The sequence below is a fragment of the Microcoleus sp. LAD1_D5 genome (genome assembly GCF_036702115.1).
Classification (GTDB): Bacteria; Cyanobacteriota; Cyanobacteriia; order Cyanobacteriales; family Microcoleaceae; genus Microcoleus.
In genome coordinates this window covers 1-6,444 of record NZ_JAUBSA010000138.1, presented here as the reverse complement: position 1 = coordinate 6,444, position 6,444 = coordinate 1, and the positions used below count along the sequence as shown (strand labels likewise).

At 45.5% G+C, this 6,444-nt stretch carries 3 protein-coding genes and 2 pseudogenes; 2 read left to right on the top strand and 3 right to left on the bottom strand.

The features are described 5' to 3' along the window. Positions 1-137 precede the first annotated feature (137 nt). Positions 138-665: pseudogene (locus QUA70_RS27675) on the bottom strand (winged helix-turn-helix domain-containing protein); the annotation flags it as partial. A gap of 136 nt (positions 666-801) precedes the next feature. Between QUA70_RS27675 and QUA70_RS27670 the strand changes: the two are divergent. Then, a pseudogene (locus QUA70_RS27670) lies at positions 802-1,479 on the top strand (Uma2 family endonuclease). 250 nt (positions 1,480-1,729) lie between these two features. Here the strand turns inward: QUA70_RS27670 and QUA70_RS27665 are convergent. Together QUA70_RS27665 and QUA70_RS27660 are read right to left on the bottom strand one after the other, a co-directional pair. Beyond that, on the bottom strand, positions 1,730-2,800 hold the full coding sequence (locus tag QUA70_RS27665; protein WP_333333377.1) for an ABC transporter permease: 1,071 nt from the start codon (positions 2,798-2,800) through the stop codon (positions 1,730-1,732). A gap of 154 nt (positions 2,801-2,954) precedes the next feature. Next, complete coding sequence (locus QUA70_RS27660) at positions 2,955-4,088, bottom strand: AI-2E family transporter (protein WP_333333379.1); 1,134 nt, start codon at positions 4,086-4,088, stop codon at positions 2,955-2,957. A gap of 413 nt (positions 4,089-4,501) precedes the next feature. Between QUA70_RS27660 and QUA70_RS27655 the strand changes: the two genes are divergently transcribed. Then, positions 4,502-6,289, top strand: a complete 1,788-nt coding sequence (locus tag QUA70_RS27655; protein WP_333350976.1) for an efflux RND transporter periplasmic adaptor subunit — start codon at positions 4,502-4,504, stop codon at positions 6,287-6,289. Positions 6,290-6,444: the final 155 nt, after the last annotated feature.

Here is a 6,444-nt window from a genome sequence, read left to right as displayed (position 1 = left end):
TGTCAGAAATATCCTTAATCTAGCGCCCATATATTGAGTTACCTTGGTAGACGTATTCCCTGTCTTTACTTATTTTAACATAGTTTGGTTTTTTCGCACCGACTTACTCAAGAAGTTTGTTTTTATCTGTGATTCACGCCTGGGTATTTCTCTTCTCTCGTTGCGCCTTCCCCAAAGATAGCCACACACATCTCCAAGCGAGTAGATGACACTCATCAATCAAATACACCACAAGCTTTCTCAATTCTATAGCTTCTCGGTGTTCTTCAAGAATCTCACAGATTTCTTGGTGCTTTTTTTGACGAGTTCTTCATCACGTTTTGGATTCTTTTTTTGAGATTTTTTCCAGATAAGCTAATCCCCGCTGAAGTGAAAAATTGGTAGTAGCTAGCTTTTGATTGAAATTCAATCTGATATCGCTCTGCTATATGATTTGATAATTCCGATAAATCCCAGTGGTTTTTATTGGTTAACCCTTGGATAATTTCGGCTCGTTCTTCAGGCTTAAGTTGTCCCCTCGAACCCTGATGATTTAAGAGCAACCCTTCACTTCCATGCAACGCATAATTGATTTTCCACTTACTGATAAATCGAGATGATACTCCCAAAATCTTTTGAATGGTTTCGCGGCAGACCCCTTCAATTAACATGCGGATAGAAGCTGAATCTTATAACAGTCCTGGACGCACAGTGTCCGTATATGGTGTTTTCTAGGGGCAATCCCCCCGCTTAAAAGCTCCTACACCTGGGTATAGTGCATAAGTCCTATTATAATAGGAATTAGTTTTGAGGAAAGCAGCAATGTTACAGTACAACTTGCCGAGGAACTTGCCCTCCGCCGATGAACTACCAGACTCAGATGGAACGCCTGTGGATAACGAACTGCAATAACTAATACCAGGGTTGTTAAAAGCAATCTTGCTTATACTTTGGTCAGAACGCATGGACTGGTTTTTTGGGATAGATATGGGTATTTATCATCACCCCGACGAACCACCCATTGTCCCAGATGCTTTTTTAAGTTTAGGAGTAGAACGGTTTTATGATGAAGAATTGCGTCCCAGTTACGTGCTGTGGGATGAAAATGTTTTGCCGACTTTTGTGCTGGAAGTTGTTTCCCCAACTTATCGCAAGGAATACAGCACAAAACTAGAGAGTTATCAAGATTTAGGCGTACTTTATTACGTCATTTATTCTTCCCGCCGCCGCCGTAAGCCTCATTTGGAAGTACACAAGTTAGTCAATGGGAAGTACGATTTACAGTCAGGAAATCCAGTTTGGATGCCAGAAATAGGTTTGGGAATTGGTTGTGAAAGGGGAAATTATTCTGGGGTGACAAGGGAATGGTTGTATTGGTATGACGGCGATGGGAAACGCTATCTGACACCTGAAGAACAGGTGAAAGAATCAGCCCAGCGCGCCCAACAATTAGCTCAACGATTGCGGGAGTTGGGGGTAGATCCAGATAGTGTGAACTAATTGCAGTCAGTAATTCGCTTTTTGTGATGAGCTTCAGTTGCCCAAATCCACTTTAGTTCTTCTTTTGTTGGGCAGTGCGTGAGTCTCTGTTTTTAAGTGCGAAATCCGGGATTTTTCTCTCATATCCTGTCCGGTTGAATAGTTGTCATTCGCAAAGAAGTGAAGAATCTGGCCATTTCGGCTCTCACGACGACGTGAGAGCTTGACTCATGACAACCAAGCTTTATGGCAAATATTTTGAGAGTATTGTTTAATTCCTTTGAATGCTTCTCGGATCGAGAGCATCGCGCAACCCATCCCCCAATAAATTAAACGCCAAAACAGTCAAAATAATCAGTGTCGCGGGAGGCCAAACCAACCAAGGCTGCAATACTAAAATTGAAGCATTAGTAGACAGAGATAGCAAATTTCCCCAAGAAGGATCGGGCTGTTGAATTCCCAAGCCAATTAAACTCAAAACCGACTCCGCCACAATAAAACCCGGAACCGCCAATGTAGCCGAAATAATTACATAAGTAGCAGTTTGTGGCAAAACGTGGCGGACAATAATATAAATTGGATTGGCCCCCATTGCCCGCGCCGCTTGCACGAATTCTCGCTGTTTAATTGACAGTACCTGACCGCGAATCACCCGCGCTAAACCCGCCCAACTGATAAATGAAGTAATCAGCACAATCAATATAAATCGCTGAGCACTTGTCAATCCCGGTGGCAACACTGCTGCTAGCGCTACTAATAAATAAAGACCGGGAATCGTCATCAAGACTTCGGCGAATCGCATTAAAATACTGTCAATCCAACTGCCGAAATAACCAGATATTCCTCCAATTAACAATCCCAATGGAAAAGAAATTGCTATGCCAACTAAACCGATACTGAGGCTAATGCGGCTGCCATGTACTAAGCGACTGAATTGATCGCGAGCTTGTTCATCCGTACCTAAAAGGTTAATTTGACCTTCTCCTGTAGTACCAAAAAGGTGCCTATTTAATGGCAAAACTCCTAAAAATTTATAGGGGGAAGCTTTGACAAAGAAACCGAGAACAGAGGGTTTTTGCCAGTCTACAATTACCTCGCGAGCGCCCGTATTCGCATCTACTGGGCCCTGAGTAGTCGGATAAACGTGGGGCCCGATAAAGCGCCCGTCTGGGGTGCTTAAATAAATCTGAGTCGGCGGCAGCAATGAACCGTTTAATTGAGAGTCATAGGGGTCGTAAGGTGCCACAAATTCGGCAAAAAGTGCGACTGTATAAAAAATTAACAGTAGCACGGCTCCCAACCGAGCTAGAGGATTTTTTCTAAGATTTCGCCACCATTTCATAAGTTTTTAGGTTTGAGATTTTAAGTGGATTAGTAATAAAGACTAAAGTTCTTTGTAGGGACTTTAGTCTTTTCGTAAATGGACTCAGCCGCCAAAAGTTAATTCCTGACTTATAAAAGTTTTCATAACTGAATTACTTACTACAAAAATTAGACTACTTTTGTTCATCTGCAACCAAGATTATTCTACTTTCATCTTCTGGTATTTTTCCCAACTCCTCGCCGCTAAAAGGATTGTAGAAAAACGAGCCTGTTTGGGGTGGCAATTTGGGATTGAGTACAATTTCTACTATACTTTTTACAACCCCAGTGAGCGGAATTGCCAGGATAACTCCCAACAATCCTCCGACTCTACCTCCTAAAAGCAAAGCTGTGAAAATAACTACCGGGCTCAATCCGGTGAGATTCCCCATGATTCGGGGAGCTACTAAATTATCCTTGATTTGCTGGAGACCGATCGCCACTGCTAAGACTTGCAGCGCTAGCCACCAATCAATAAACGCTACAATTATACTAACAGTGCCAATTCCCAGCGTCGCTCCGATAAACGGAATTATTTCCGTCAATCCTATAAACACGGCAAACAACAGAAAAAACGGAACTTGCAGCCACCAAAAAGCCAGAGTCAGCGAGATCGCCATAAATAGTCCCAGCAATAACTGTCCCGATACAAACCGCTGGAGGTTTCGCTGCAAAGTCTCTGTTAAAACATAGCGAATGTCTGGGGAAAAAATGCTGGTCAAACCCTGCCACACTCTTTGCCCGTCTAGGAGCATATAAAAGGAAATCACTACAATAAAAATTAAGTCCAAGAACCAGTTAACAGTACCTACAACTAAGCCTAAACCCGTACCGGCGATCGCCTGGACTTCTCCCTGAACTCTAGCTGACAGTTGCTGCTCCAATATTTGCACGTCAAACGGTAAATTGCGATCGGCACTCCAGGCTTGAAATTCACCTAGCTGCAGGCGCCCCGACTCCAGCAATTCCGGGAACCTCACCCCCAACTGCCTCGCTTGGCTGAACACCGGCGGCACAATAGTTAAACCGATTACTACTACTACCACACCCGCAGTTAAATAAACCAGCCCCGCAGCTACTCCCCGGGGCAAAAATACTTGCAGTCTTTTTACTGCATAATTTAATAAAAATGCAATGAGTCCCGCGGTTACTAAAATGCTGACCAGTTCCCCAACATAACTGACAGCAGTCAGGGTAAACCATCCCGTCACTAGCACTAGCAGCCAAGTAATTAGAAACTGTTGGAGGGGAGAAAAGAGACTATTCATTTTGATTTTTTTTAAATAAAGTGGCACAACTTTTTCAGCAGATGTGCCGTATTATACAATAAACACATGAGAGTATAGATTAGGAATAATCAGTTCAAGATTAGACTGACTTTTGTGAGCATTGATAGATAGGTGACGGCCAAGCCACTTGGGGAGAGACAGTGCCAGCCCGATCGACCCCACGATCAGGAATCACGCTAATATTCAGTATGCCCCAGAGACCGATCAAATTAAATGTCGATCGCACAAACTTTGATCAAATATCGCCCTTCTCAGGTAAAACGGCGCCACACTCACCCAAAAGGGGGACGCGGGACTGCTGACACCATCCGCTAAAATGAATCAAATATAAAAACCGCAATCTTTCTTTACAATAAAAAAACCAAAGGCTAATAGCGGCGAGAGGAACTACCGTGACCAATCAAATTTTTTCAGAAGCGGAAGAAAAGCAACCCCTTCCCCCCGTGCAGAGCGGACGCGACAAGAACTCAGCAGTGGATGTATCTGAAAGTGGAGTCTCAGAAAACTCTCGCTGGCAATTCTCCGGTGATGAAGATGAACGAGAAGTTCCCCTAGAAGCTCCTGAAATGGAGGGGGAACAGGTTTGGGAACCCGAAGTAACTGAAGTTGGGCCCCGCAAAGAAATCAGGTGGCCTGCCTTGTTGGCGGGCGCAGGGGTTGGCGTGGCTGCAACGCTGCTAGCAGTAAACTTGACTGGGGGCAAGCAGAGTTCACCTCCGGCAGTTCCAATTCCATCGGTAAACCAGCAGGCAATGCCTCCGACGGTGACAGTGGCCTCTGTGGAATCTGCCCAGGTGGGTGAAACTTTGGAAGCGACGGGCACCGTGGCAGCCTATGACTTACTGCCGGTGCTGCCACAAGCCAACGGTTTGCAAATCAAGCAGGTGTTGGTGAATGAAGGGGATGCGGTAGAAAAAGGTCAGACGATGGCGGTTTTGGACGATTCGGTGCTACGATCGCAAATTGCCGAAGCGCTTGCGGGAGTACAATCGGCCAATTCTACGGTAGAACAAGCAGAAGCTCAGGTACAGCAAGCCGAGTCAGCCCAACAAGAAGCCCAAGCCGGCGTTGCTCAAGCTCAAGCTGGCGTTGAAAAAGCCATCGCTGACGCAGCGCAAGCCAAAACAGGCGTCGGGCAGGCAAGGGCCGGTGTGGAACAAGCTAAAGCCGGTGTCACTCAAGCTAAAGCCGGCATTGCCTCGGCTCAGGCTAAATTAGATCAAGCTCAAAGAGAAGTAAATCGCACCCAAGATTTGGCGACTCAGGGAGTAATTAGTCAGCAAGATTTGGAAAGGCGAAAGACGGAACGGCAGACTGCTGTTCAAGACTTGAACAAAGCTAAAGCTGACTTGAATACAGCTTTGCAAGAACAGAATAAAGCAGCGGAAGAAGTGCAATCTTCTCTTGCTAGAGTAGCTACTGCTGAAGCTAATATCAGTACGGCTAGAGCAGCCCTCAGCAGCGCTCGTGCTAAAGTGAATACGGCCGGAGCGAGTGTCAGCAGTGCTAGAGCAAATGTTGGAAATAACGCAGCAAGTGTCCGCAGCAATGATGCACAAGTCAAACAGTTACAAACTCAACTAGAACAAACAATTGTTCGAGCGCCGGATAGTGGCACTGTGGCTGAAAGAATTGGTCGAGTTGGCGATGTTTCTTCGGGAAGTCAAAAACTCTTTTCGATTATTCGCGGCAACAAGCTGGAACTGCAATTGAAAGTGCCGGAAACTCAGGTTTCGCAAGTGCGGCCCGGAACAGCAGTGCAAATTACTTCGGATTCTGACAAGCGGATTAAGTTGTCAGGAACTGTGCGAGAGATTTCGCCGGTAGTTGACCCGCAAAATCGGCAAGCTACGGTGAAGATTGATTTGCCGGCAAGCGAGTTTTTGCGATCGGGAATGTTTTTGCGCGCATCCCTTGCGACGGCAACGGCTCAAGGTTTGAAAGTCCCCGCTAAAGCTATTTTGCCGCAACCTGACGGCAGTTCTATTGTTTATAAACTTGTCGGCCAGGACAAGGTGCAGGCTCAACCGGTGGAAATTGGGGAAATTTCCGGGGGTGCTGTGGGCGATTTGACTGCTGCTAAGGTGGAGGTTAAAAAGGGTTTGAAGGCCGGCGATAGGGTGGTTGTTACTGGCGCTGGTTTTCTTAAGGATGGCGCTCAGGTTAAGGTTGGTAAATAGTTATATTGATTCCGGTTGCACTCCTTATCATTGTTGACGGTTGACGGTTGACGGTTGACGGTTGACGGTTGACTCGATTTTATTAGACCTCTTGCAAAATAATTTTATGATATAATGGAAAGTTTTGCTTGACTGGATTGAATCCCAACTATTAA